Here is a 22,371-nt window from a genome sequence, read left to right as displayed (position 1 = left end):
CGAGGTGGGCTGGTTCGGTGGACTGATCGGAATTGAAGTGGAGGAGTAGGCTCCACTTGCAAGACGCTACGCCTAAGTGGAGGGCATTTCTCCACTTAATTTTTGGACAACGCCCGTTTTATCCGTTCATTTCCGCGAAGCCCCAGGTGAAGCATGAGGATCGTGAGCACTGTCACAGGCCGACGTCCGCTACGAGCGGACGCCGAGCGGAACCGGCACAAGATACTCGAAGCCGCGGCCGATCTCTTCGCCTTACACGGAATCGACATCACCCTCGACGACGTCGCCCGGCACGCCAAGGTGGGCGTCGGAACGGTTTATCGGCGCTTCGCCTGCAAGCAGGATCTGGTCGACGGCGTCTTCGAACGACACATGGAACTGGTGGCCGAAGGCGCATCGGCAGCGCTCGAATGCGACGACCCGTGGCTGGGTTTGCGTGACTACCTCGCCTTCACCTGCGAGCAGATGGCGCTCAATCGCGGTCTCGCCGACGTGCTCTTCAGCCAGGACGAGGGCCGGGCGCAGGTTGCGTGCGCTCGCGAACGCGTCACGCCACTGGTGGAGAAGCTGATCGAGCGCGCCCACTCGGTCGGCGTCCTGCGTTCGGATGTGGGCGCCAACGACCTCTTCACTGTTTGCCGCATGGTCGAGTCGATCATCGACTTCACCCGACCGGTGGCTCCCGATGCCTGGCGACGATATTTCGAATTGGCCCTCGACGGCTTGCGCGCCGAGGGAAGCCCGCGCGAGCCGCTCAGTGGGCCGGCGCTGAGCGATCAGCAGATCGAAGACGCCAAGGCGGGCTCGGTCCGGCGATAGTGTGCGCGGTGTGCGTGTCATGCTGAATTCATGACGTCGACACCGCTTCGGGCGGACATGAGCCTGATCCCCGGCGGCACGTTCTGGATGGGCTCCGAAGATTTCTATCCCGAGGAAAAACCGGTTCATCAGGTCACCGTGGATGAATTCCACATGGACACAACAGCTGTGACCGTGTCGGAGTTCGACCGATTCGTCACCGCGACCGGTTACGTCACCACTGCCGAGATCGCGCCGGATCCCGCCGACTACCCTGGCGCCGACCCGTCACTCCTCGTCCCCGGTTCGCTTGTCTTCCAATCGACTCCGGGTCCGGTCCCGCTCAACGACCTCACCCGGTGGTGGTCGTTCGTACCCGGGGCGGACTGGCGTCACCCGGAGGGACCCACCAGTACCGTGCAGGGACGCGCGCACCACCCCGTTACCCAGGTGTCCTACTTCGACGCGCTGGCGTACGCCATGTGGGCAGGTAAGGATCTGCCGACGGAAGCCGAATGGGAGTTCGCCGCCCGCGGCGGTCTCGATCGCAAGTCATACGTATGGGGTGACGAGCATCCGCCCGCCGGTGCTCCGGCCGCCAACGTCTGGCAGGGCCGCTTTCCCTGGGAAAACCTGCTCGAAGACGGGTACGAACGAACAGCACCGGTGGGCAGCTACCAGCCCAACGGATACGGCCTGTCGGACATGGCGGGCAATGTCTGGGAGTGGACGTCGGATCACTACACGGTCGATCACGCGCACGCCGGCAAGAACGTCGTCCCGACCCACTCGTGCTGCATCCCGCACAATCCGCGAAGTACAGCGCCGGCGACAACCGGCTACGCGCAACGGGTGATCAAAGGCGGCTCCCACCTCTGTGCCCCGAATTACTGTCTGCGTTATCGCCCTGCCGCCCGCCAGGGAGAATCGGAAGAATCCGCCACCTGTCACGTGGGCTTCCGTTGTGTGGTCAGAGCCGGGTCGTAACGCTCAGCCCACAGTGGAGAGCTGAAGGCATGGCCCTACCGGTCGCGCTTGGAGGATGTCGTGAGCGCGGGTCCGCGCGGCATTGAATTCCCATGGCGCCCGAGCACTCGGCACTCCCCGCCGGAAGCCGCTCAGTGCACACGACCGCTGCGGTTCCGGTAGACGATCGAGCGCGGGTACTGCATCGGCGGAAAGTCCGACCAGGTAGTCGACGTCGATGTTCTCGCCACTTTCGTACCGTTGCACGTTCTTCTCCGCGATGTACGCATCCGGGTTGAACGCCGCGAAGGTGAGCACACCGATCGACGCGATGGCGAGAACCGCTGTCGGTAGCCACTTTCCGGACATACGTATCCCGGCACCGAGTAGTAGTACGAACACGACACCCAAGACGAGCTCGACGGCAAATACGCTCACCCGCAACCTGGTGAAGCCGTACTGGTTCTCGTACAACCACATCCGATGTACCGCGGAGGTGACGACAACGAGACTGACGCTGCACAAGACGCCCAGCAGACCACGGGCCAGATGCCTCGATCCGGCGTCACCACGGTCGACGCGGCGCGCGGCGGCGGCAACGACCACCAGCGTCAGCACAGTCACCGCCATCAGCTGCCAGAAGCCTTGACGTGCGTACTCGGCATAGGTCAGTCCGTCGGTCACCTGAACGTGGTTGTCTCCCCCGAACAAGGTTTTCATCTGCACTGCGGCAAATCCGAGGAACAACACGTCGAGAACGCTGAGCGGGACCGCCCATTCCCACTTCGGCAACGGCGTTGCCGACGCCGGCGCGAATGCATCCACGGTGGGAGTTCTACGTCGCAGGTACACCGCGATCAGGGTGCCGAACGCCGCCGTGGCGCCGACGGCGAGGCGGCCGAGTGGATCGGACACAGCGATATCGGGGATGAACCCGGCGAACATCTTTCCGAACTCCGGATCTGCACTGACGAACAACGCACCGAAGACGAGGAGCAGCACCAACGAGATCACGCTCACGGCGGCGATGCGCACAATCGAGATCCGGCGGACGGACCGAGCGGAATCCCGACTACGGCGAACGAAGTGAACCGTACGCAGCGGAGCCCGCCACGGAGCTACCGTTCCCACGATGATTCCCGTCCAGGTCCTTCCTCCGGTCAACGTCCAGGTGCAGAGCACCCAGGCCGCTGTCACGGAGATGAACACCAGCCACTGGGCGTCGCGAACCGCCCCGACCGCCAACAGCAGCAGCATTCCGATCGACGCTGCCCACTGCACGGGCGTCAGACGCGGCGGTGTCAGGACACCGAAGACGACGACTGCGCCGAGACCGACGATCGGATACGCCACACCGGGCGTGCCCAACTCGAGCAGCCAGGCCGCGAGCACACCGACGATACCCGATCCCACGAGCGCGGAGCGGCTCGCCGTCGAGGTACGGTCCGGACGCCAGAACCTACTGGTACGAGGGGGTTTCGCAGAAGGCTGCGGGTCGTTCGGTGAAAGTGTGACGTGAAAGGTCATGACTATCGCCCTCTTTCGGGTTCGACAAAGTCGACGCGGGCCGTGCGGGCACGCGACGGTACGAGATCTCACGATCTCGGGGACAAGGAGTATCGGTCGATCTAGTTCTGCGGCAGTACTACTCGAATACAGCATCCCGATACGGCATCAACGACGGCTATTCTGCCGCCGTGCAATTCGACGGCCCACTTGGCTATCGCGAGCCCGAGCCCGGTCCCGCCGTCCGTCGAACCACCTCGGATGAACCTGTCGAAGACCTGCTCGCGAGCCTGCGGGTCGATGCCGGGGCCGTCGTCGTGGACATCGACGACCAGTTCGCCCGCGAGCCCGCTTCGGACCCGGACGACGACTCCGGCGGCCGGGCTTCCATGTTTGATCGCGTTGTCCAACAGGTTGGTCATCACCTGATGAAGCCGATCGGGATCAGCCACGGCGGTCAATCCTGGCGGTGTCACGTCGATGTCCACTGTGCCTGCACTCGTACTCGACAGGTCGCGCAAGAACGGCTCTACCTCGAAGCGACGCGGTTTCAACGGCACCGCACCGCCCTCGAGTTTCGACAAGTCCAGCAGGTCCGAGACCAATGCGCCCAGGCGTTCGGTCTGACGGAGCGCAGAACGCATCGTCTCCGGGTCCGGCTGTTGCACACCGTCGACGACATTCTCGAGCATCGCCTGCAATGCCGTTATGGGAGTGCGTAATTCGTGGGACACGTTACCGATCAACTCGCGTCGGTATCGGTCGTCGGCGCCCAGGTCCTCGGCCATCCGATTGAACGCGTGAGCGAGTTCGCCGACCTCGTCGCGGGACGTCGCCCGCACTCGCCTGGAGTAGTCCCCCCTCGCCATCGCCTTCGCCGCGGCTGTCATTTCGCGAAGGGGTGATGTCATTCCGTGCGCCAGTACCTGCGTAACACCCAACGCGACAATCAAAGCCGTCAGGAGCGCGAGTCGGAACGGCTGCTGGGAGGTCAACCAGAAGCCCCCCGAGGCAAACAGCAACGCCGCCATCACCAACAATCCGACCTTCACCTTGAAGGACCGCATCGGATCGAGTGGGCGGGGCCACCGAGCGAAAATCTGCTCTGCGACGCTCATCGCGCCGCATCCCAGGCGTACCCGACACCGTGAACAGTGCGGATCACCGTGGGGCCGAGTTTTCGTCGTAGCGCCTTGACATGGCTGTCGACGGTTCGACTCCCCGCACTCTCACCCCAGCCCCAGATTTCCTCGAGTAGCGCCTCTCGCGGTATCGCGGCCCGTGGTCGTTCCGCGAGATACGCGATCAACTCGAACTCGGTGCGCGTCAGATGTATCGTCTGTGCGCCGCGCCGCACGCGGCGTTCGGTCAGATCGATCACGACGTCACCGAACTCGAGGAGATCGGCGACCGGTCTCGCGGCGCTCTGCGCCCGGTCGGCACGACGAAGCAGTGCGTGAACTCGCGCCACCAACACCCGCATGCTGAACGGTTTACTCAGATAATCGTCGGCACCGACCCCCAACCCGATCAGCATGTCGGTTTCGTCGGCGCGAGCAGTGAGCATCAGAACGGGCACAGGTCGCACGGCCTGGATTCTGCGGCACACCTCGAGGCCGTCGAACCCCGGCATCATCACGTCCAGTACCACCAGGTCGGCACCGATCTCTTCGCAGCGCAGCACTGCGCTCGGACCGTCGAACGCCTGCGTGACGTCGTAGCCCTCGGCGCGCAAGCGTGCTGCGATGGATTCGCAGATAGTGACCTCGTCGTCGACCACGAGTACTTTTCGCCGGCTCATGGAACCGACTGTATTCCGCCGACATGGACGAATCCGGGAGGACTTGTGAAGGTTTTGTGCAGGTTCTGCGGCCGGGCACCCCTGACCGTCGCAACTGCTGCGGTATCCGAAGCGCGCGACGCAATGCCAAGTGCGCGTCGCGGACGCCGCCGGGGTGGGGCGGCGAGCCCCGTCCACCTCGTGTCGTGCGAAAGATCAGGGACATTATCGGGGATTTCCCGGATCTCGGTGGCCCGTTCGATCTATAGGTTCGATTCATGCGCTCACAGATGGTCCACGCCGCGATCGCCGTCGGAGCCACACTGGCGATAGCCGCCTGTTCGACGCTCCAACGATCGATCGACATCCAGGCAGATCTGGATGCGCTCGTCAGATCGGGTGCCGTCGGCGCCATTGCCACTCTCGACGACGGTACCCGGACGTCGGTGACGACCAGTGGTGTACCGAACCGGGCCAACGGCGATTCGATCGGCGACAACTATCGGGTTCGAATCGGCAGCGTCACCGAATCTTTCACCGCAGTGCTGGTTCTACTGTTGGTCTCCGAAGGTCGGATCCAGCTCGACACCCCGATCCAGCGGTATCTTCCGATGCTATCGGGCGACGCACCGTGGCACGGCTCGACGGGCGCAGGCGCGGTCACCGTCCGCCACCTGCTCCAGCACCGCAACGGACCTTCCGAATCCGCCGAGGGGTCGCACAACGGTAGCCGGCCACCGATTGCCGACGACCCTCTCACCGGCGCGATCTCCGTCGCGTTGGACAAGCCTTCGCAGATCGATCCCGGTCCACCGTCCGTCCCCGACTACACAGATGTGGGGACGCTCGTCGAGACGGTGACCGGGCGTAGCTACGCCGACGAGCTTCGCGCCCGGATTCTCGATCCACTCGGTCTACACGACACCTATCTACCCTCGGCCACCGAACAAGACATCCAGGGCGATCACATGACCGGCTACCTGAATCTGCCTGCCGGCCTCACGGACGTCACTCGAATCGAACCGTCCCTCTCCCGACCTGGCAGCGCCCTGATCTCCACCGGCAAAGACCTCAATACTTTCTGGCGCGCCCTACTGGACGGCAAACTGCTGCCGGAGAAGGAACTGGCCGAGATGACCGACTCGGGGTCCGGTATCGAGGCCGACAGTCACCGATACGGCATCGGTGTCGGTGTGACGGAGCTACCCTGCGGAGTCACCTACATCGGCCGGAGCGGTGGAATCCACGGCTACTCCACCCTGTCCGGCGCAACAGCGGATCGCGCATTCACCGTCACGATGACGTCGACGACGAAGACCGCGCCCGATGCCGTCTCGATGCTCACTCACGCGCTCTGCCCCTGATTCGCCGGACTTGTTCGCAGATCACGTCCGCGGGAGTCTTGTCCTGGCGTAGTCCCCGCCAACTGGGATGACGCAGACGACCCGTGTCCGTCCAGTCCATGAACCTCACCTCCCCGACCAGATCCGGGCTGATCCACACCGCCCCCTTGCGGTCCTCGGCAGCAAGCTCATCCTCGAACGGGCTTACCTTCTGCTGCAACGGTTTGAGCCTATCCAACAGGGCATCGAGTTCCCGATCGGTGAACCCGGTCCCGACTCTGCCGACGAAGCGAAGCCCGCGCTCCCCCGGTATCCCCATCAGCAGTGCCCCTATCCCCTGCGCCCGGTTGCCCTGCCCGGTGCGCCACCCGCCGATGACGATCTCCTGAGTGCGCCAGTTCTTCTCCTTGACCCAACTCGAGCCGCGCCGTCCCGGCAGGTACACCGACGCCCGACGCTTGGCGACCACACCCTCCCACCCTGCCTTCGCGCTCACCGCCAACGCGTTCGCACCAGTGCCGTCGACGAGCGGCGGCACGGTCAGATCGACGACCTTGCGCGCCAGGGCGTCGAGCACCAGGCGCCGGTCGGTGTACGACTTACGCACCAGCGACACGCCGTCGAGATAGAGAATGTCGAACGCGAGAAATTCGGGTTCTCCGCCACGCTGGAGAGCACCGAAGTTCGTGACACCGGCCTCGCCGTAGGCCACCACTTCACCGTCGAGAACCACGTCGTGGCCCGCGAGTACGCCTGCCAAGCCGGCGAGCTCCGGGAAGTCGGCGGTCTTGTCGTTTCCGGCCCGACTTCGCAATGACATTGTCCCGGAACGATATTCCAGAATTACCCGAATGCCGTCCCACTTTCCCTCGAAGGCCCACTCGTCCGGGTCCAGACCGTTCACCGTGCCCACACTTGCCAGCATCGGCTCGATGTTCGCCGGAAATTCCGTCCCGAAGCTCGCGCTCTGATCCTTCATCAGGTGCATCAACCACTGGTCGCCCTGGGTACGAATCAAGGCAAACCGGCCCTGAACCCGCTCTCCCGTCAGCCGCACGATCACTTCGTCGTCGCGCCACTTCTCCGTCTCGTAGGTCCCTCGATCCCAGATCGTCATAGTGCCGCCACCGTATTGGCCTTTGGGGATCGTGCCGGAGAAACCCGCGTAGTCGAGGGGGTGGTCCTCGGTGTGGACGGCCAGCCGGTTCTCTCCGACGGCGGTGGGAACGCCTTTCGGGACAGCCCACGAGACGAGTACACCGTCGCGTTCGAGTCGCACGTCGTAGTGCAGACGTCTGGCATGGTGTTCTTGGATCACGAAGGTACTGCCCGCAGTCGGCCTCGGCGCATCAGTCGGAACCGGTTCCGGAGTGCGACCGGCGGCACGCTTGCTCCGATATCGGGTCAACGAGTCCGGAACATCGGTCACATCAACGGAATCCACACCGGCCAGAAGATCACCACTGGACTCGATCCGATCGAGAACCTCGTCGAAGAGCAAGTGCCGCAACGCCGGATCGTCGAGTTCCGACCACTGCCGTGGCGCAGCCACGTACGGTTGATCGCGGCCCCTCATCGAATACGGGGCGATGGTGGTCTTGGCCGGATTGTTCTGGCTCCAGTCCACGAAGACCTTTCCCGCCCGCACCTGGCGTGCCATTGTCGCGGTCACCAGATGCGGGTGAATTTTCTCGAGACCGGTGGCTATCTGTCTGGCGACAGTCGACGCCCCGTGACCGGCCAGCGGCTTGTCGAGCGGGACGTACACGTGGATACCCTTACTGCCGCTGGTCACCGGAAATGCGGTCCATCCCAACGTTCCCACCAGATCGCGGATCGAGCGCGCCACCTCGGCACACTCCGGCAGTGCGACGCCCTCTCCCGGGTCGAGGTCGAACACCAGGCGTGTTGCCGGGCCACGGTCCGATCCCTCGAACCGCCATTGCGGTACATGCAGTTCCAATGCGGCCTGTTGTCCCAACCACGCCAATGACGCGACCGAGTCGAAGATCGGATAGGTCGCGATGCGGTCCGAATGTTGCAGCGCAGCGCGCGTCAGCCATGTCGGTGCCGACGCTGCGAGGTTCTTCTCGAAAAAGGACTGCCCACCGAGCCCGTTGGGCCAACGCTTGCGGGTTCCCGGTCGACCGACGACGTGGGGAATCAGCACCGCGGAGATTCGAGTGTAGTAGTCGATGACGTCGGCTTTTGTGGTCCCACTTTCCGGATAGAGAACCTTTCCCAGATTGGTCACGGGCACCGCGATACCGTCGAACGTGATCTGGCCTCGATCCGTGATCGCCATCGTCCTATTCTGCGCGCTCACCGCGCGCACGCAACCTCCCCGCCGACCGAAACAAATCTGCTCGATCCAAAATCTGCTCTCGCCGGCCCGCGACCGGCACACTGAGATTCCCACCGGAAAGGAGCACAGCGTGTCGATGGGGAGTACGTCCGGATTGTTCGCGGACAACAACTGGCGCATGTTCGCCACCTGCAAGACGGTGGATCCGGCGGTGTTCTACTCGCCGGGCGACGAGCGCGGGCGAAATCGGGCCGCACGGGAGAACTCGGCCAAACAGGTCTGCTATCGGTGCCCGGTCATCGCCGAATGCCGCGGATTCGCGTTGAGTACCGGCGAACCACACGGCGTCTGGGGTGGAATGACGCCGACGGAACGGCTGGCTCTACGGAAAAATGCTGCCTGACAATCATCGCTTTTCGGGCCCGAAGTACACAAAGAAGTCGCCCGAACAGGCAAGATGGCAGCCATGACACGAACTGCGCTGACCGCGACTGCGATCCTCGCTCTCACTTTCCTGCTGGGCTCGTGCACGTCCGGCCCCGAGGTGAGCACCGCTGCGGCCGATCCCACCACCACGGTGCCCGAGGCGTTCACCAAGGTGCCGTCCACCACTGCGGTCACCACGTGTGGGCCGGCCAGCGGCACGACTCGCGAAAGCGGCGTCCTCACCGTTGGGACCGATTCGCCCGCCTACGCCCCGTGGTTCATCGACAACGATCCGTCCAACGGCAAAGGATTCGAGGGCGCTGTGACCCGCGCCGTGATCGAGAAGCTCGGGTACACGACCGACCAGGTACGGTTTGTCGCCGTACCTTTCAACGACGCATTGTTGCCAGGCCCCAAGACTTTCGACTTCGACGTCAATCAAGTGACGATCGCCGGTGACCGCCGAGACGCCGTGGATTTCAGCTCCCCCTACTACGCCGTCGCCCAGTCGGTGGTGGCGCTACGCGGCACCGAAGCGGCAGACGCGAAGAACCTTACCGATCTGTCCGGTTACCGTCTGGGGGCTCAGATCGGATCGACCAGCCTCGCCGCGATCACAGACACCATCGCACCTCGCACGGCCCCAAGGGAATTCGCGACCACCGACGACGCGAAGGCGGCACTCTCCGCAGGCGAGATCGACGCTCTGGTGGTCGACATCCCCACCGGATTCCAGATCGCCGACCACGATCTGCCACAGTCGACCATCGTCGGTCAGTTTCCCCGCCCCAACGCGGTCACCGAGTTCTTCGGATTCGTCCTCGAGAAGAACAGCCCTCTCACCGCCTGCGTGTCGGCTGCTGTCGATTCGCTGTATGCGGACGGCACTCTGGAAGGACTGGCCACCGACTGGATCACCGACAGCGCGAATGTCACAGTCCTCGAATGATGGGCGAAATCAACCGATGCGAGCATTGATCGCATCGGCGAACACGGTCGGGATGTCTGCGGGCGTCTGCGCGAAATAGCTGCGCCCGCCGGTCACTTCCGATATCTGTTCGAGGATATCGGTATCGGCATCATGGGAGACGCCGATGGTCACAACGTGGACGGGCCGCATCGGATCTTGTTCCGCGGTAAGGGTGTCGAGCAATTCCTGACGCGAGATACTGGCGGAATCGTCGTTGGCCCCGTCCGTCAACAGGATCACCACGTTGATCGAACCCGGATCGTATTCATGCTGCAGAGCACGATATGCCGCGATCACCGTGTCGTACAAGCCCGTTCCACCGCCGACGAGTGCGGGCAGATCGTTCACCTGCGCCAAGAGCGCGGCCCGATGGTCGGCCTGCCCTTCCGGTGCGTCCATCCGACGAACAGGCTCCAATTGCCGATAGTCCGTGCCGTCCCCCAGCTCGATCGAGAAGGCCCACAAACCCAGCTGCGCATCTGGCGGAAAGAATTCGATGGCGTCGGCGCCTGCCTTCGACGTCGCTGTCATCCGGGTGACCCCGTCTTGCACGTAGTCCATCGATCCGGACACGTCGACCACGGCCAGTGCCCGCAGCGGGCGCATCAAGAGTTGGGACTGGGCCACGACGGCGGAGAAGTACTCGGGGTCCGGCCGCGGCAACATCTCGACCCAGCCCACACCGTCGACACCCAACCTGTCGCGATCCGGACTGCGAAACCCCGAGCCGGACAGCACCGATCGACCCGTCGGTGACGACAATGCCTGCGCCAGTACCCGGCCCGCCTCGGCGACAGCGGGCGATGCGGCCTCGGGGGAATCGCCCGATCCGACAGCTGCCAACGGATAGTCCATGAACACCGAGTGCGATGCCGGTACCCATGCGGACAGAACGGTGTCCGGATGCGTCGATCGGTACACCTCGAACGCCTGCTCCGTCGCGACCGCCGTACCGCCCGATGTCGCGACGGCCTCGATCCGGCCGGTCGATCCGGAGGTCGCGGGGTCGTCGACTGCCGTTCGCAGTGCAGGCACCAGTTTCTCGGCCACCGACGCGGCGTCCTCACCGCGTGCGTGTGCCTCGACGACCATCGCGACCACCGGCGCATTCGACACTGCACTGGCCGCCGGGTTACCGAGCAGAACACCGTCGTCGGCGAGCATGTCCGACCAGTTCGTGGGCTGTGCTGCGCTCGCCGAGACGGTGACCACCGGCGTCGACGCAATCGACGGGCCGAGTTCGACGACGGAACTGCCTGCACCGCTTGCTCGGCCCAGCCACTCACGCGAATCGGGTATCCACAATGTCGGGCCAGTGCCCGCCGTGGTCAGATCCGAAAACGCTCGGCCCGAGTCGCGAGGTGTCACCGACAACGTCGAACATCCCAGATCGGCGGCCGGAATTGCGGCGACGATCGTTTCGACCGCCGAGGCGATGGTGGGATCCACGACGAGTGGAACGTCAGCGCAGACGGGTTGTGGTGCTGCGGCCGCGCTGGGGACAGGGCCGGACCTCGCACCGATCTCTCGGAAAGTGGCGGTGAACGCTACCGTGCCGGCCAGTGCGATCACCGCCAGTACACCCACGAGGATCTGCACGGATCGAGGCATCGCCCCGGAGGCCGGCCCCTCCCCGTCGCGACCAGACATGATCGATTCCTTTCCGGCGCAAACCAAATCGGATCGACATTAACAAACCGGCGACCTGTTCACGTGGCTCGAAAGAAACCTCGCGTGAGTTGTCCGGATTGCGATCTCGTTCAGGTGTATACCTGAACGAACTTGTCCAGTGACTTCTCCACGTCGCCCTTGAGCGCCCGCGCCACGCTGGAGCCGATCGGGCCGAACAGTGGAGCGCCGCCCAATTCGACGGTCAACGACAGTTCGCTGCCCTCACCCGACGGAGTCACCTCCAGCTGGAGACCGAGCTTCACCCCACCTTTGCCGTCGCCTTTGAGTGAAATCGACCTGGGCGGGTCGTACTTCTTGATGATCCACTTGACCCGATTTCGCAACCCCTTGACGCTGACAACCGAACTGATCTCGGTACCGACTGCAAGCTGCTCCGGCAGATCCCCACGCCACCCGTCGTGGACGACGAGCCAACTTTCGTAACCGCTCAAATCGGACGCTTTGTCCCAGGCTTCCTGTGGCGGAAGAGGAATGTAGTGTTTTGCAGTCAGCTTGGCCATAGGGCCACAATAAAGCCCGTGCGCCTTTCTTGTTACCTGAAGTATCAGAAAGGCGCACGGGGGGCGTAGCCCTACTCAGTGGCTGACGGCCTTCTCGACGCCGACGCCGGTCAGGGACCGCACTTCCATTTCGGCCTGCTTGGCCGGATCTTCGAGCTTCTTGCGGCCGAGGTAGGTTCCGACGATACCGAGCAAGAAGGCCAGCGGGATCGAGACGATGCCGGGGTTCGCGAGCGGGAACCAGGCGAAGTCCACGGTCGGGAACATCGACGACGGCTTACCGGAGACGGCGGGCGAAAACACGATCAGCGTCAGGCAGCTGATGAGACCGCCGTAGATGCTGAAGAGCGCGCCGGTGGTGTTGAACTTCTTCCAGAACAGCGAGTACAGCAGAGTGGGCAGGTTCGCCGACGCCGCCACGGCGAAGGCCAGCGCCACCAGGAATGCGATGTTCTGGCCCATGGCCATGATTCCGAGCACGATCGACACGAGCCCGATGACCACCACGGTGATACGGGAAACCTTGACCTGCTGTTCTTCGGTTGCGTTGCCGCGCTTGATGACACTGGCATAGATGTCGTGGGCAAACGACGCCGACGCGGTGATCGCGAGTCCCGCGACGACGGCGAGGATGGTCGCGAATGCGACGGCCGAGATGATGCCGAGGAAGATCGTGCCGCCCAACTCGAAGGCCAGCAACGGTGCCGCGGCATTCTCCTTGCCCGGTGCCGCCAAGATGACGTCGGGGCCGACCATCTTGGCCGCACCGTATCCGAGCACCAGCGTGAACAGGTAGAAGGCGCCGATCAGCGCGATGGCCCACGTCACGGAACGGCGGGCTTCCTTCGCGGTGGGCACCGTGTAGAAGCGCATCAGGACGTGCGGGAGTCCGGCCGTACCGAGGACCAGAGCGATTCCGAGAGAGATGAAGTCGAGCTTCGTCATTCCCGTCAGGCCGTACTTGGCGCCTGGCGCGAGAACATCGCGTCCGGCAACAGCCTCGTTGGTCGAGTTGCTGACCACGCTCTGTGCGTCGGCGAGGAGCTGGGAGAAGTTGCCACGCACTGCCAGGAGCACCAGGACGAACATCACTCCGGCGCCCGCCACCAGGAGAACCGCCTTGACCATCTGCACGTACGTCGTGCCCTTCATACCGCCGACCAGTACGTAGACGATCATGAGCACACCGACGACGGCGACGACGATGCCCTGCCCGACCTTGCCGTCGATGTTGAGTAGTAGCGCGACCAGGCCGCCTGCGCCCGCCATCTGCGCCAGCAGGTAGAACAGCGACACCGCAAGGGTGGACAACGCTGCGGCCATCCGGACCGGACGCTGCTTGAGCCGGAAGCTCAGCACGTCAGCCATGGTGAATCGTCCGGTGTTCCTGAGCAATTCGGCCACCAGGAGCAACGCAACCAGCCACGCGACCAGGAAGCCGATGGAGTACAGGAAGCCGTCGTAGCCGTATACCGCGATGGCTCCGGCGATTCCGAGGAACGATGCCGCGGACAGGTAGTCGCCCGCGATGGCGAAACCGTTCTGGGGACCGGTGAACTGTCCACCACCGGTGTAGAAGTCGGACGCCTTCTTCGTCGTGCGGCTGGCGCGAATCACCAGCGTCATGGTGACGACCACGAAGGCGAGGAAGATCGCGATGTTGAAGGCCGGATTACCCACGTCCGTCCCGGATGCGGCGAGAGTGGTGATCATGATGCGGGTCCCTCCAATTCCTCACGGATGGCGGCTGAGCGTGGATCAAGTTCGCGGCCTGCGAATTTCACGTACAGCGCCGTGATCAGAAAGGTGGTCACGAACTGGCCGAGACCGAGAATGATGCCGAGGTTGACGTTGCCGATCACCTTGGTGGCCATGAAGTCATGGGCGTAGGTCGCCAGTAGGACGTACACCGCGTACCAGAGCAGGAAGAATGCGGTGACGGGGAAAACGAACTTACGTAGGCGAGAGCGAAGTTCCTGGAACTCGGGGCTCGCTTGCATGTCTGTGAATGCCTGGGCATCCGGGGTACGGCGTTCCGGTGCCGCCCCCTCACTGACTTCTGCTGTGGACACTGCCGGCTCCTCGCCTCAGGTGTGAACTGAACTACGTGCAGACACTAGTGAGATCGGAGTCACAGAAAGAGCCTGTGGCGGCAGTCACACGACGAGCAGTCGAGTCGTGCGCCCAACGGTCAGCTCGACACGACCAACGGCACCTCGAGATGCGCCGACTCGATCAGGGTCCGCGCAGATCGTCGACCCGGTCCGAGCCCATCCCGAGGCGTTCGGGGGCGTGCATGCGAGTGAAGATTCGGCCGATATCCGCTGGTACGTGCTTGGCCGAGAGTTTGCTGACCGCCACCATGACGGTGAAGGCCAACGGAACACTGACCGCAGCCGGGAAGGCGAACACCGCAGCCGGCCAGCCACCGGCCACCGACTCCGACAATCCGCCGAGCACCGACACTGTCGCAGCCACGCCGGCGACGAGCCCACCGACCACCATCCCCGCACCGGCACCGACAGCGGTGAGCCCACGCCACCAGATACCCAGAAGCAACAACGGACACAGCGTGGACGCCGCGACAGCGAACACCAGCCCGACCGTACGCGAGAGATCCACGGACACCACCGCCAAGGACAACACCAGAGCGATGACGCCCGCCGACAACGCTGCCAACCGGAAATCCAGGATCCTGCCACGCATCATGTCGGTGCTGATCACTCCGGCGATGCTGACCAACAACCCGGACGACGTGGACAAGAACGCGGCTATCGCACCGGACGCGACCAACGCAGCAGCCAGTTGTCCACCCAGCCCGGTGAACACCGAACCCGGCAGCAGGAGCACCGCGGCGTCGGACGTACCGGTGATCAGGAGTTGCGGCACGTACAGTCTGGCGAACACCCCCAGTAGCGTCGGGAACAGGTAGAAGACACTGACCAGGCCCACCACCGCGAGCGATGTCAACCGTGCTGTCCGCCCGTCCGGGTTGGTGTAGAACCGCACCAGCACGTGCGGAAGCCCGAGTGTCCCGAGGAACGTCGCCAGAATCAGCGAATACACCTGATACGTCGGGTGCGGACCGCCGAATCCCCACCCCGGCGAAATCCAGTCGGAATTGCGAGCGGGCGCGCCGGCCACGACCGGCACCGCCGCACCGGAATCGAGAATCATCGACATTCCCGCGCCCAGAGTGTGCCTGCCCGGCTCGAGCCGGACACTTCCGTCGACCTCGTAGCCGTCGACGGTACCGCCGCGTACGGTCACCGGGTCCGATACCTGCACCACCACGTCGGTGGTGATCTCCACCGTGGTCTGCTCACTCACCGTCGGCGGAGCCGGAGCGCCCACGTCGTGCCCACGATCGTTGCCGAAGAAGTAGAAGATCAGAGCGAGGGCGGGAATCGCGACTGCCGACAGTTTGAGCCAGTACTGGAACGCCTGCACGAACGTGATGGACCGCATACCGCCGCCGACGACGTTCGCGATGACGATGATCCCTACCGCCGCGCCCCCGATCCAACTCGGCACGCCGAGAAGGATGTTGAGTGTCAGTCCGGCGCCCTGGAATTGCGGGATCAGATACAGGATGCAGACGATCGAGACGACCAGCATCGCCAACTTACGCAACCTCGGCGACCCCAGCCGAAACTCTGCGAAGTCCGGAACCGTGTACGCCCCGGACCGGCGTAGTGGTGCGGCCACGAACAACAGCAATGCCAGGTATCCGGCGGTGAAACCGATCGGGTACCAGAGTGCGTCGGCGCCGTACTTCGCTACCAGGCCCGCAACCCCGAGAAATGATGCAGCCGAAAGATACTCACCGGAGATGGCCATCGCATTCCATCCCGACCCGACGGATCTGGACGCGACGAGAAAATCGGAAGTAGTGCGGGCCAGGCGCACCCCGTAGATTCCTACCGCGACCGTCGCCACCGCGGCGATGACGATGCCGAACACTGTCAGCACCGGAATCGGTTGCCCGTACACCTCGGCGCTCAGTCGTCGACCAAGTCGACGAAATCCTGCTCGTTGCGGTCGGCGCGACGCACGAACACCCACCCGGTGATCAGCAGCAGCGGGTACACCGCCCCACCCATCACCAGCCACGGCAGCCGGATGCCGAACACCGCTATGTCCGACAGATCCGGAAACAGGTTCGTCAGCAGTGGCACCGCGCACAACAACCCGGCCGCGACCACGGCCAGTCGGATGGCAAGGCCGAGCTGTGCCCGAACCAGACCGCGAATCATCGCGTCACCGACCTCGGTCTGCTCCTGCACCTCCACCCGGGTGCGTACGATTCGGGCGCCGCGACGCTGCGCCAGCACCACCCGTTCGCGCGGCGGGTTCGGTTGCGTCGTCATCGCGCTGACCAACTCTGTTTGGGGGCACGCACCAACCGGTCCTTGAGTTCGCGGGTGTGCCGCCGGCTGACCGGCAACTCCACCGCGGGTTGGTCTCCGTGTGCTCGTAAGCTGACGACCAATCCGCTACCGACGGTCCGAATTCCGGTCACCAACGCAAGCGAGACCAGGTACGAGCGGTGCACGCGCAGAAACCCGGCGTCAGCCCACCGCGATTCGAGAGTCGAGATCGGGATCCGTACGAGATGCGACCTCCCGGGCGTGTGCAGGCGAGCGTAGTCACCGTCCGCCTCCACCCATTCCACCGACGAGCGTTGCACCAACGTCGTCACCCCGCCGAGCTCGACCGGGATCACCTCGTCACTGGGCGCGACGGCAGCCGGGGCCGTCGTCTTGTTCCGGCCGGCCAGATCGACTATCCGTTGAACTGCCTGTGACAGGCGTTCCTCCCGTAGCGGTTTGAGGAGGTAGTCCACTGCGCCCAGATCGAAAGCCGACACCGCCCGGTCGTCGTGTGCGGTGACGAAGACGACCGGTGGCGGCGTCGCGAAGTTCGACAGAATCCCGGCCAGCTCCAGACCGTCCAGACCAGGCATGTTGATGTCGAGGAACACCGCATCCACTTCGGTGGAACGCAGAATACGAAGCGCCGTCGTAGCGTCCGACGCGGGGTGCACGGCCGCGATCGACTCTTCTGCGCGCAGCAGAAATGCCAGCTCGTCGAGAGCTGGTTTCTCGTCGTCGACGGCGAGAACCGTCAGCTGGGCACCTACGTCAGTCTCGTTCACAACACGTCCATATTCGCATGAGCGTCGTGGGCTGATCGACGAAGGCGCGAATCAGACTCGAATACCCTGTTTGAACTTGGGCACTCGCATGCTCACCTTGGTGCCGGCCCCCGGAGCGGTTTCCACGACCAACCCGTAGTCGTTGCCGAAGGCCGCACGTAGCCGGTCGTCGACGTTGGCCAACCCGACGTGTGCCGCCTCCTTCGCGCTCGGCCGTCCACCGCCGGATTCGACGGCGTCCAGGGAACCCGAACGCAACAGCTCCGGATCCATCCCGACCCCGTCGTCCTCCACGCTGATCACACAGTCCGGGCCCTCGTCGGCGGCGACGATACTGACCGTTCCCCCCTCGGGCTTACCGGAGATGCCGTGCCGTACCGCATTCTCGACCAGCGGTTGCAGGGCCAGGAACGGAAGGACGACGTTGAGGACTTCGGGGGCCACCTGAAGTCTGACGTTCAAGATCTCGCCGAACCTGGCCCGCTCGAGCGTCAGGTAGCGGTCGATGTTGCGGAGCTCGTCGGCCAGCAACGTGAACTCACCGGCCGAGCGGAAGGAGTACCTCGTGAAATCGGCGAACTCGAGCACCAACTCCCGGGCCCTGGCCGGATCGGTGCGCACGAACGACGCCACGGTGTTGAGTGCGTTGTAGATGAAATGGGGGCTGATCTGTGCCCGCAACGCCCGCACCTCGGCCCGATCGAGCCTCGCGCGCGACGCGTCCAGATCGGCGAGCTCGATCTGACTGCACGCGTAACGAGCCACCTCGGTGACCGCGCCCAACATGCCGGGCCACGGATCCTCGGTGACGACGATACCGAGCACGCCCACCACCCCGGTCTCCTCGATGTGCAGCGGCTGGGCGATCACCGCACGCACCGCCTGATCACCACTGCCCCTGACCAATTCGGCATGAGTGACGAGCACTCGACGCTCCCCCTCGATCGCGCGGATCGCCGCGTGCCGGAACTGTTCGGACATCGACTCGTACGGGCCGTTCCAGGCCAACAACTCGCCCGCCCCATCGGCTATACCGAGTGCGGCTCCGCCGGTCAGTTCGCGCAGATGCGGCGCGGCTTCGACGGCCGAACCTCGATCGAGCCCACGTCGAAGTGGCCGGGCCGCAAGCGATGCCGTGTGCAGAGTCGCGTGAACCGCTCTTTCGGTCGGCGTCGTGATTTGACGGCGGGTACGCATCCAGACTGCGGTCAACGCGACCGCAAGAGCCAGGGCGAGCACTGTCAGGAACACGATCACGGACGGGCTCACTGCCGGCTCTCCCCGATCCTGCGCGCCTCGTCGAGTTTCCTGATCAAAGTCTTCGGCGCCACCCGCCCGGTAGGCGTCCTCGACTATTTCGGCGACGTCCTCCCACAGCTCGTCGCCCGGCGCAGGCACGTCCAGATACACCCCTACCCACCCCCGTCCACCGACATACGGCGGCGCGAAGAACGTCGACGCGTCGGCGGTGAGCCACCGGTCCTGAGCTCCCGGCGGAGCGGCAGCCCAGATCGCGATCCGATCGTCGTGATGGTGATCGGCAAAGCAGAGGAACTGCGGCGCCTTTCGGACGAACCACGCCGGTCCACCGTGGCTCGTCCGTTCCGTCACCTCCGGCAATTCGAGCGCGAGCACACGTATCCGGTTCAAGGGTGGCGCCATGTCACGTGCCACAAGTGCTCGGTGCAGGCAGACCCGCGAATCGGTCGTTCACCCAGGCAACCGCATCCGGGACGGCGGCGCGGTCGTTGTGTCCTTCACCTGGACGGCTCACGAACTCGATCACGTCCCCGTCGGCGCACGCCCGCGCCACCGCCGCCTCGGTCCAGGCCGGAAGAATGACGTTGTCGTTACCGCCGACCACCACGTACATCGGCCCGTCTGCGCGGCCCCGGGGCAGTGCGATGTCACTGAGCCAGCCGTGAATTCGATCCGCGGCAGCCTGATCGACCGGCTTGGTGTCGTTCTGGGTGACCTGGCCCGCAAGCGCGAATTTCTCGCCCGCCCGCGCCGTCAAGCAGGACGACAGAAGTTCGTAGTTGTCGAGAAACGCGCCGTGCACGTAATCGGCGACGTCGAGTTCCGGGTGGCTCATCGACAACCCTTGCAGCAGATAAGGAAACAGAAGTTGCTGCGGGATGGACAGAGCCACGTCTGGGCCCGTCGCGACGATCGGTGACACGTCGGCCGCGGGCGAGAGATTTGCCGAACCGACGAAGTCCAGACCGTCGCCGTACTGCTTCGCGTTCTCGGCAGCAGCCCACGACGCCTGACCACCTTGCGAGGCACCGAGACTCGCCCAGCGCGTGGACGTGTCGGGGACCACGTTGCGAGCAGCGCGCACCGCGTCGATCACGTTGAAGGCGGCGGTGTCGGGTTCGAGGTACGGATGATCTCCGGGGGTGCCGAGCCCCTCGAAGTCCGACACTGCAACCACGTACCCCGCTTGTAGGAGCGCAGCGACCATGCCGACCGTGCCGAACAGGGTCGGCGATGCGGACGGTGCGCAGTCGTCGGAGATGCCGGTGGTCCCGTGCCCGACGGACACGATCGGCCAGCCTCCGTCCGGCGCGTTACCCGCCGGTGTGAACACCGTGCCCGATACTCTCGTCGCACCCCCGTCGATGCCGGAGGTGGAGCCGTAGAGGATCTTCACCGCACTCGCACCGGTGGCTGTGACATCAGTGGACGCCGCGAACGGTTGCTGCTCGAACACCTGCCCGCGCGTCGCGTCGGGACCGGTGTCGGACACCGATGTCACCGATCCCGCGCTGTCGGTCGTGGTGCCGGTAGTGGACTCGGGCGTGGTCGAACATCCGACCCCGAAGGCCAGCGCGCCTGCCAGCACCATCGCCCATCCGCCACGCCGAACACCGCTACCCCTTGACGTCATCTCCCGCAATCTCCTCTACTTTCCGGTATCCGCGTCGTCGGCCGATCGGGCGCGCCTACGCCGTAACCGTTCTTCCGCGGCCGCTTCTTCGATGTCGAGTCCTTCCAACACGGTACGCAACACCTCGTCGTCGAGATCACCGTCGTCGCGCGCGGCAATCAACGCCACCCGCTGCGCGCGCAACGACTGATGCCGGAACTTGTCGAACAACGCGCCTGCCTTGCGCTGCACCACCTGACGGTCGGAGTCGTCGTCGGCCTCCTGCAGTTGCAGCCGGGCCTGCATCGACCGCCGCACCCGATCCATGACGTCGTGAAGTTCGGCTCGGTCGATTCCCGCAGGCAGGTTCTTCGACGCATCGGCCAGCGCTTTCTCGCCGGCTTGACGGGAGATGTTGCGCGCCAATTCCATTTGTTCCCGATCGCGTAGCACCTCGTACGGGTCTGCGACGTCGAGACGTCGAATGATGAACGGTAACGTCGCCCCCTGGATCAACAGGGTGCCGACGGCGACGACGAATGCGATCGCCTGGATGACGCCACGACCGGGAAACGGGTCGCCGTTGGCTACGGTGAACGGAATACCGCCTGCTGCGGCCAGAGTCACCACGCCGCGCATCCCCGCCCAGGACACCACCACGTTCTGTTTCCAGCTGAGTTGTTTCTGGCGAAGCCCGCGCCGAAACGTCACCCCGAATCGCACCCGGGAGTAACTCAGGAACAGCCACACCGGCCGGATCACGATCACCACACCCAGAACGGCGAAGCCGTAACCCAGTACGTGCAGGAACGGCAGACCGTTCGACACCACGTCGTCGATCACGAAGCTCAACTGCAGACCCATGTAGGCGAAGACGAACATCTCGAGCAGGGTCTCCAGGCTCGACCACACCGATCGTTCCTGCAGACGGGTCATGATGGAGGCATCGGTGGAATAGTGCCCGATCACCAGACCTGCGACGACGACGGCGAGCACCCCGGATGCGTGCAGTTCCTCGGCCGCCAGGTATGCCGCAAACGGAAGCACCAGTCCCAGACCGGTTTCCAGTGGCGAGTCGTACATCCGGGACCGGACGAACTTGACGACGAAAGCCATCACCAGACCGATCACGACACCGCCGACCACCTCGTACGCAAAGAACAGCAGCGGTGAATCGGTGACGATTCGAGTGCCAGCCACGGCCGACACGGCCACGGTGAACAGGGTCAGCGCGGTGGCGTCGTTGACGAGCCCTTCGCCGGTCAGGATCGCGATGACCCGTTTGGGCAGGCCCAACTTCTGGCCTACGGCGACGGCGCTGACGGCGTCGGTGGGAGCGATCACCGCACCCAACACCAGGGCGGCACCGATGGTGAACTCCGGCACCATCCACTCCGCGAAGAATCCGACCGCGAAGGCCGTCACCAACACCATGCCGACGCCCAGGCGCAGAATCGGTGCCAGGTTTCGTTTGAACGTCGCTACCGAGAATTTGAGTGCAGCCGAATACAACAGCGGTGGAAGCACCACACTCAAAATGACGTGCGGGTCGAGTTCGGGTCTGGGCATCCCCGGTAGGAACGACGCCGCTGATCCGACTGCCACCAATACGAGCGGGGCCTGAAGATTGCGGCGGTTGGCGAGCCCGGTCACCGCTATCGCGGCGATGACGACCAGCAGAATCCAGGTGAAGTTCACCGGTCCATTGTGCCCGTCCGAGCTGTGCCCGTCCGAGCTGTGCCCGTGTGAATGCTGCCCGGACGACGACTATCGAGTGGGAAGAACTGCGCCCGTGGGAACCGGCGAAGATTCCCACGGGCACACGATGCTCTCAGTTCTTGTCGGGAACCGCCTTCTTCGCAGCTTCCGCCGCCTTCTCGATCTGATCGCCGTACTTGCCACCGGTCTTGTCGTCGGCAATATCGGCGACCTTGTCGATGGCGCCGTGAACCTTGTCGGAGTTCTCCGTGGCCAATTCCTGACCCTTTTCGACAAGTCCCTTGACGTTGTCCAGGAATCCCATGTCCGTATCCTTTCCCGGTGCTCACGCACGTG

20 protein-coding genes and 1 pseudogene are annotated in these 22,371 nt (G+C 64.2%); 5 read left to right on the top strand and 16 right to left on the bottom strand.

The window, feature by feature from the left end; genetic code table 11:
- The first annotated feature begins 153 nt into the window (after positions 1 to 153).
- Positions 154 to 819 (top strand): TetR/AcrR family transcriptional regulator, encoded by a 666-nt coding sequence (locus tag ABH922_RS03200; RefSeq protein ID WP_424805551.1) that lies wholly within the window; start codon positions 154 to 156, stop codon positions 817 to 819.
- A 57-nt stretch (positions 820 to 876) separates the two neighbouring features.
- A complete protein-coding gene (locus tag ABH922_RS03195; RefSeq protein ID WP_424809542.1) occupies positions 877 to 1,785 on the top strand; it encodes a formylglycine-generating enzyme family protein in 909 nt (302 codons plus the stop codon).
- A gap of 3 nt (positions 1,786 to 1,788) precedes the next feature.
- Here ABH922_RS03195 and ABH922_RS03190 read toward each other — a convergent pair whose 3' ends face one another.
- The 3 genes from ABH922_RS03190 to ABH922_RS03180 all read right to left on the bottom strand — a co-directional run bounded on the left by ABH922_RS03190 (position 1,789) and on the right by ABH922_RS03180 (position 5,071).
- On the bottom strand, positions 1,789 to 3,291 hold the full coding sequence (locus ABH922_RS03190; protein WP_424805550.1) for a DUF4153 domain-containing protein: 1,503 nt from the start codon (positions 3,289 to 3,291) through the stop codon (positions 1,789 to 1,791).
- Positions 3,292 to 3,392: 101 nt separating this feature from the next.
- A complete protein-coding gene (locus tag ABH922_RS03185) occupies positions 3,393 to 4,388 on the bottom strand; it encodes a HAMP domain-containing sensor histidine kinase (RefSeq protein WP_424805549.1) in 996 nt (331 codons plus the stop codon).
- Entirely contained in the window at positions 4,385 to 5,071 is a 687-nt protein-coding gene (locus ABH922_RS03180) for a response regulator transcription factor (RefSeq protein WP_424805548.1), read from the bottom strand. Before ABH922_RS03180 ends, ABH922_RS03185 begins: the two co-directional genes overlap by 4 nt.
- Positions 5,072 to 5,328: 257 nt before the next feature.
- Between ABH922_RS03180 and ABH922_RS03175 the strand changes: the two genes are divergently transcribed.
- Positions 5,329 to 6,414 (top strand): serine hydrolase domain-containing protein, encoded by a 1,086-nt coding sequence (locus ABH922_RS03175; RefSeq protein ID WP_424805547.1) that lies wholly within the window; start codon positions 5,329 to 5,331, stop codon positions 6,412 to 6,414.
- Here ABH922_RS03175 and ABH922_RS03170 read toward each other — a convergent pair.
- Positions 6,392 to 8,698 (bottom strand): ATP-dependent DNA ligase, encoded by a 2,307-nt coding sequence (locus ABH922_RS03170; protein WP_424805546.1) that lies wholly within the window; start codon positions 8,696 to 8,698, stop codon positions 6,392 to 6,394. The genes ABH922_RS03175 and ABH922_RS03170 overlap by 23 nt on opposite strands.
- Before the next feature lie 136 nt (positions 8,699 to 8,834).
- Here ABH922_RS03170 and ABH922_RS03165 point away from each other — a divergent pair, with 136 nt between their 5' ends.
- Entirely contained in the window at positions 8,835 to 9,101 is a 267-nt protein-coding gene (locus ABH922_RS03165) for a WhiB family transcriptional regulator (protein ID WP_424809541.1), read from the top strand.
- Between the two features lie 63 nt (positions 9,102 to 9,164).
- Positions 9,165 to 10,073: a transporter substrate-binding domain-containing protein gene (locus tag ABH922_RS03160; RefSeq protein WP_424805545.1), complete on the top strand. Its 909-nt coding sequence runs from the start codon at positions 9,165 to 9,167 to the stop codon at positions 10,071 to 10,073.
- 9 nt (positions 10,074 to 10,082) lie between these two features.
- On the opposite strand, the gene ABH922_RS03155 is transcribed toward ABH922_RS03160, so the two are convergent.
- The 12 genes and pseudogenes from ABH922_RS03155 to ABH922_RS03100 all read right to left on the bottom strand — a co-directional run bounded on the left by ABH922_RS03155 (position 10,083) and on the right by ABH922_RS03100 (position 22,339).
- Entirely contained in the window at positions 10,083 to 11,744 is a 1,662-nt protein-coding gene (locus ABH922_RS03155; RefSeq protein WP_424805544.1) for a VWA domain-containing protein, read from the bottom strand.
- 110 nt (positions 11,745 to 11,854) lie between these two features.
- Positions 11,855 to 12,286, bottom strand: coding sequence for a type II toxin-antitoxin system Rv0910 family toxin (locus tag ABH922_RS03150; RefSeq protein ID WP_424805543.1), 432 nt, complete (start codon positions 12,284 to 12,286; stop codon positions 11,855 to 11,857).
- Positions 12,287 to 12,361: 75 nt separating this feature from the next.
- Positions 12,362 to 13,999 carry a solute symporter family protein gene (locus ABH922_RS03145; RefSeq protein ID WP_424805542.1) on the bottom strand — a complete coding sequence of 546 codons (1,638 nt, stop codon included), beginning with the start codon at positions 13,997 to 13,999 and terminating at the stop codon, positions 12,362 to 12,364.
- Positions 13,996 to 14,358, bottom strand: a complete 363-nt coding sequence (locus tag ABH922_RS03140; RefSeq protein WP_424805541.1) for a DUF485 domain-containing protein — start codon at positions 14,356 to 14,358, stop codon at positions 13,996 to 13,998. The genes ABH922_RS03145 and ABH922_RS03140 overlap by 4 nt, the downstream gene beginning before the upstream one ends.
- 163 nt (positions 14,359 to 14,521) lie before the next feature.
- The gene (locus ABH922_RS03135) at positions 14,522 to 16,279 is read right to left on the bottom strand and encodes a cation acetate symporter (RefSeq protein ID WP_424805540.1); all 1,758 of its coding nucleotides are present in this window, start codon (positions 16,277 to 16,279) and stop codon (positions 14,522 to 14,524) included.
- An 8-nt stretch (positions 16,280 to 16,287) separates the two neighbouring features.
- Complete coding sequence (locus ABH922_RS03130) at positions 16,288 to 16,656, bottom strand: hypothetical protein (RefSeq protein ID WP_424805539.1); 369 nt, start codon at positions 16,654 to 16,656, stop codon at positions 16,288 to 16,290.
- Positions 16,653 to 17,444 carry a LytR/AlgR family response regulator transcription factor gene (locus ABH922_RS03125; protein WP_424805538.1) on the bottom strand — a complete coding sequence of 264 codons (792 nt, stop codon included), beginning with the start codon at positions 17,442 to 17,444 and terminating at the stop codon, positions 16,653 to 16,655. The genes ABH922_RS03130 and ABH922_RS03125 overlap by 4 nt, the downstream gene beginning before the upstream one ends.
- 51 nt (positions 17,445 to 17,495) lie before the next feature.
- Complete coding sequence (locus ABH922_RS03120) at positions 17,496 to 18,641, bottom strand: sensor histidine kinase (protein WP_424809540.1); 1,146 nt, start codon at positions 18,639 to 18,641, stop codon at positions 17,496 to 17,498.
- 198 nt (positions 18,642 to 18,839) lie between these two features.
- Positions 18,840 to 19,106 (bottom strand): annotated as a pseudogene (locus ABH922_RS03115) (MmcQ/YjbR family DNA-binding protein); the annotation flags it as partial.
- A gap of 1 nt (position 19,107) precedes the next feature.
- Entirely contained in the window at positions 19,108 to 20,337 is a 1,230-nt protein-coding gene (locus tag ABH922_RS03110; RefSeq protein ID WP_424805537.1) for a lipase family protein, read from the bottom strand.
- A 15-nt stretch (positions 20,338 to 20,352) separates the two neighbouring features.
- Positions 20,353 to 22,014 carry a Na+/H+ antiporter gene (locus ABH922_RS03105; protein ID WP_424805536.1) on the bottom strand — a complete coding sequence of 554 codons (1,662 nt, stop codon included), beginning with the start codon at positions 22,012 to 22,014 and terminating at the stop codon, positions 20,353 to 20,355.
- A gap of 133 nt (positions 22,015 to 22,147) precedes the next feature.
- On the bottom strand, positions 22,148 to 22,339 hold the full coding sequence (locus ABH922_RS03100) for an antitoxin (protein ID WP_424805535.1): 192 nt from the start codon (positions 22,337 to 22,339) through the stop codon (positions 22,148 to 22,150).
- Positions 22,340 to 22,371 lie beyond the last annotated feature (32 nt).

Source organism: Rhodococcus sp. 27YEA15 (assembly GCF_049739425.1).
Taxonomy (GTDB): Bacteria; Actinomycetota; Actinomycetes; order Mycobacteriales; family Mycobacteriaceae; genus Rhodococcus_F.
Note: the sequence above shows the minus strand (reverse complement) of the source record. Positions and strands in the feature narration are given on the sequence as shown.

What these genes read in the sequence shown, in the direction of transcription:
- ABH922_RS03180 (WP_424805548.1), bottom strand. Translation starts at nt 5,071, where the DNA reads ATGAGCCGGCGAAAAGTACTCGTGGTCGACGACGAGGTCACTATCTGC.
- ABH922_RS03175 (WP_424805547.1), top strand. Translation starts at nt 5,329, where the DNA reads ATGCGCTCACAGATGGTCCACGCCGCGATCGCCGTCGGAGCCACACTG.
- ABH922_RS03130 (WP_424805539.1), bottom strand. Translation starts at nt 16,656, where the DNA reads ATGACGACGCAACCGAACCCGCCGCGCGAACGGGTGGTGCTGGCGCAG.
- ABH922_RS03145 (WP_424805542.1), bottom strand. Translation starts at nt 13,999, where the DNA reads ATGATCACCACTCTCGCCGCATCCGGGACGGACGTGGGTAATCCGGCC.
- ABH922_RS03195 (WP_424809542.1), top strand. Translation starts at nt 877, where the DNA reads ATGAGCCTGATCCCCGGCGGCACGTTCTGGATGGGCTCCGAAGATTTC.
- ABH922_RS03110 (WP_424805537.1), bottom strand. Translation starts at nt 20,337, where the DNA reads ATGACGTCAAGGGGTAGCGGTGTTCGGCGTGGCGGATGGGCGATGGTG.
- ABH922_RS03190 (WP_424805550.1), bottom strand. Translation starts at nt 3,291, where the DNA reads ATGACCTTTCACGTCACACTTTCACCGAACGACCCGCAGCCTTCTGCG.
- ABH922_RS03120 (WP_424809540.1), bottom strand. Translation starts at nt 18,641, where the DNA reads ATGCGTACCCGCCGTCAAATCACGACGCCGACCGAAAGAGCGGTTCAC.
- ABH922_RS03185 (WP_424805549.1), bottom strand. Translation starts at nt 4,388, where the DNA reads ATGAGCGTCGCAGAGCAGATTTTCGCTCGGTGGCCCCGCCCACTCGAT.
- ABH922_RS03155 (WP_424805544.1), bottom strand. Translation starts at nt 11,744, where the DNA reads ATGTCTGGTCGCGACGGGGAGGGGCCGGCCTCCGGGGCGATGCCTCGA.
- ABH922_RS03200 (WP_424805551.1), top strand. Translation starts at nt 154, where the DNA reads ATGAGGATCGTGAGCACTGTCACAGGCCGACGTCCGCTACGAGCGGAC.
- ABH922_RS03165 (WP_424809541.1), top strand. Translation starts at nt 8,835, where the DNA reads ATGGGGAGTACGTCCGGATTGTTCGCGGACAACAACTGGCGCATGTTC.
- ABH922_RS03150 (WP_424805543.1), bottom strand. Translation starts at nt 12,286, where the DNA reads ATGGCCAAGCTGACTGCAAAACACTACATTCCTCTTCCGCCACAGGAA.
- ABH922_RS03160 (WP_424805545.1), top strand. Translation starts at nt 9,165, where the DNA reads ATGACACGAACTGCGCTGACCGCGACTGCGATCCTCGCTCTCACTTTC.
- ABH922_RS03100 (WP_424805535.1), bottom strand. Translation starts at nt 22,339, where the DNA reads ATGGGATTCCTGGACAACGTCAAGGGACTTGTCGAAAAGGGTCAGGAA.
- ABH922_RS03170 (WP_424805546.1), bottom strand. Translation starts at nt 8,698, where the DNA reads ATGGCGATCACGGATCGAGGCCAGATCACGTTCGACGGTATCGCGGTG.